General features: G+C 68.1%; 3 protein-coding genes. 1 reads left to right on the top strand and 2 read right to left on the bottom strand.

Going from position 1 to position 2,485, the window contains the following annotated elements; all coding sequences use genetic code 11:
- Together G3N99_RS38475 and G3N99_RS38470 are read right to left on the bottom strand one after the other, a co-directional pair.
- Nucleotides 1-437: FAD-dependent oxidoreductase (locus tag G3N99_RS38475; protein ID WP_206125003.1), on the bottom strand; the 437-nt coding region annotated here is incomplete at its 3' end.
- A gap of 40 nt (nt 438-477) precedes the next feature.
- Complete coding sequence (locus G3N99_RS38470; protein ID WP_244132398.1) at nt 478-1,524, bottom strand: LLM class flavin-dependent oxidoreductase; 1,047 nt, start codon at nt 1,522-1,524, stop codon at nt 478-480.
- A 285-nt stretch (nt 1,525-1,809) separates the two neighbouring features.
- On the opposite strand from G3N99_RS38470, the gene G3N99_RS38465 reads away from it, so the two are divergent.
- Nucleotides 1,810-2,485 (top strand): 2-amino-3,7-dideoxy-D-threo-hept-6-ulosonate synthase (locus tag G3N99_RS38465; RefSeq protein ID WP_206125002.1); only part of this gene is annotated, 676 nt, incomplete at its 3' end.

Raw genomic sequence — 2,485 nt, 5'->3', positions numbered from 1 at the left:
CCGCACGCGTCGAGCCCGCGCACCGCGATGCCGCTGAGCACGGCGACGGGCGGGCCGGCCGTGTACGGGTCGCGCACGGCGTCGAGCAGCGCGGCATGCAGGTCGGCGCGATGCGCGTTCCAGTACGGTGCGTTGAAGGCGGCCTCGACGTCGTCGCCGAGCGGGAAGGAACCAAGCAGGCTGCCGTCCTGCCAGCGGCGGCGGATCGTCGCGGTCGGCGCGACGGCGGCCAGCCGCTGCCGGTCGAGCACGCCGAGCGCGCGCAGCGCGCGCGTGGCGTTCGGCACGACCTGCAGCCCCGCGCCGACTTCCCGGAACGCCCGGCTCTGCTCGAGGACGGTGACCCGATGGCCGGCGCGGCGCAGCGCGAGCGCGGCGGCCAGGCCGCCGATGCCGGCGCCGACGACGATCGTATCGAGTGACAGGGAGGGTGTCATGGGCGGGTTCGCTGTGGGTCCGGAAGGGATCGGCATGGCGTCATAGTCCCGGCAGCACGTCGCGGGCGAACACCTCCAGGTTGTTGCTCATCAGCTCGTACGGCTGCGCGCCATAGTCGATGTGCCACAGGATCGCGTCGAGCCCGAGATCGGCTTCCAGCGCGCGAATGCGCTGGCGCACGGTGTCGGGCGTGCCGAGCACGGCGGTCGCGTCGAGGTCGGCCGTGTCCATGCCGCCCATCTTGTTCTTCATCGCCTCGTTGTAGCCCTGGTAGGCCGACGACTGCACCTGGTCCCACGACTTCGCGGCTTCCGCGAAATAGCGCCAGTGATGGCGCAGGCGCGGTTCCGCGAGCGCCAGCGCGTGCGCGTCCGACGTGCCGATCATCAGCGGGATGCTGATCGCGACCTGCGGCCGGCGGTCCGTATGGCCGTGATGGCGCTCGAACGTCTCGCGATAGAGCGCCACCATGTCCTGCGTCTTCGCGAGCGCGTCCTTGCGCGGCGGCGCGGCCATCAGCAGGTTGAAGCCGCGTTCGCCGATCCACTCGAAGCTGGACGGCGTGAGCAGCGCGGCGACCCAGACCGGCGGGCGCGGCTGCTGCGTCGGGCGCGGCAGCGATTGCGCGTCGCGATAGCGGAAGAACGGCGTGTCCTCGCTGACCGATTCCTCGGCGAGCAGGCGCACCGTCGCGTCGATCGTCTGCTGGAAGCGCGCCTTGCTCGAATCGAGATCGATGCCGAACGCATCGAATTCGTACGGCAGGAACGCGCGCGCGAAGCCCAGTTCGAGCCGCCCGTTCGAGATCGCATCGAGCTGCGCGGCTTCGGCCGCGAGCTGGATCGGATGATGGAACGACGCCTGGATGCCGCCCGTCATCAGGCGGATCGACTTCGTCTGCGCGGCTGCGGCCGCGAGGAACATCAGCGGCGACGGGCTGTAGCCGCCGTACGGCTTCAGGTAGTGCTCGGTCATTTTCACGTACGCGTAGCCGAGCTTGTCGCCCAGTGCGCTGAGCTTCAGTGCGTTCGCGTAGTAATCAGCAGCCGGGCGGTCGGCCGGGCCGGTATCGGGCAGAAAGGACACGCCGAACTTCATAGACACCTCACAGGTTGATGTGCTGCCGTTGTCTGCAAAGGGGAACCGATGCCGCGTCGAATGCGTCCCCCGGTCGGGAAACAAAGTCGCTCGCAATGTACTTGCAAGGATGATCCAATCATAGGATGATTGGGTCTATGCAAGTCTTACACGATGCAAGATTTGCTGCAAGCGTTGCTCGGTTGTTGCTCCAGTTCCGCCCGCAAGCGGGCACCCCGGGGGCAGGCTGAAGTCGCACGGGCCGGCCTCTCCATTTCTGGCGAGGAATCAAGGATGAATGCTCTTCTATCGGTTTCTGGCAAGGCGCTCAGGATGCGGCGGGTGGTGCGTGCCGCGTCGGGCAAGTGTCTGATGGTGCCGCTCGACCATTCGCTCGCGGACGGGCCCATCGCCCATCCGCAGCAGTTGCGGCAGTTGGTTGGCGACATCGCCGCGCACGGCGGCGACGCGATCGTCGTGCATCGCGGCCGCGCGCGCTTCCTGTCTCCCGACGTGCTGAGCGATCTCGCGCTCGTCGTGCACCTGAACGGCAGCACGCGCTACGCGGAGGACGTGAACGCGAAGACGCTGTTCGCGAGCGTCGAGGATGCAATGGCATGCGGCGCGGACGCGGTCAGCGTGCACGTGAATCTCGGCTCGAAGACGGAAACCCAGCAACTGCTCGACCTGAGCCGCATCGCGGCCGAGTGTGCGCGCTGGTCGGTGCCGCTGCTCGCGATGATCTATCCACGCGGCCCGGGTCTCGGCGATCGTCCGCAGACCGAATTGATCGCCCATGCGGCGAACGTCGCGGCGGATCTCGGCGCCGACATCGTCAAGCTGCCGTACAGCGGCGACGCCGCGAGCATGGCCGACATCATCGCCGGCTCGTCGCTGCCGGTGCTGGTCGCGGGCGGCGCGAAGCTGCCGGAAGACGAGTTCGTCGCGTTCACGTCGCGTGTGATGCACG

The organism is Burkholderia sp. Ac-20392, from assembly GCF_017104585.1.
Classification (GTDB): domain Bacteria; phylum Pseudomonadota; class Gammaproteobacteria; order Burkholderiales; family Burkholderiaceae; genus Burkholderia; species Burkholderia lata.
The sequence above is the reverse complement of the archived record's forward strand: the minus strand, read 5'-3'. Positions and strand labels throughout refer to the sequence as shown.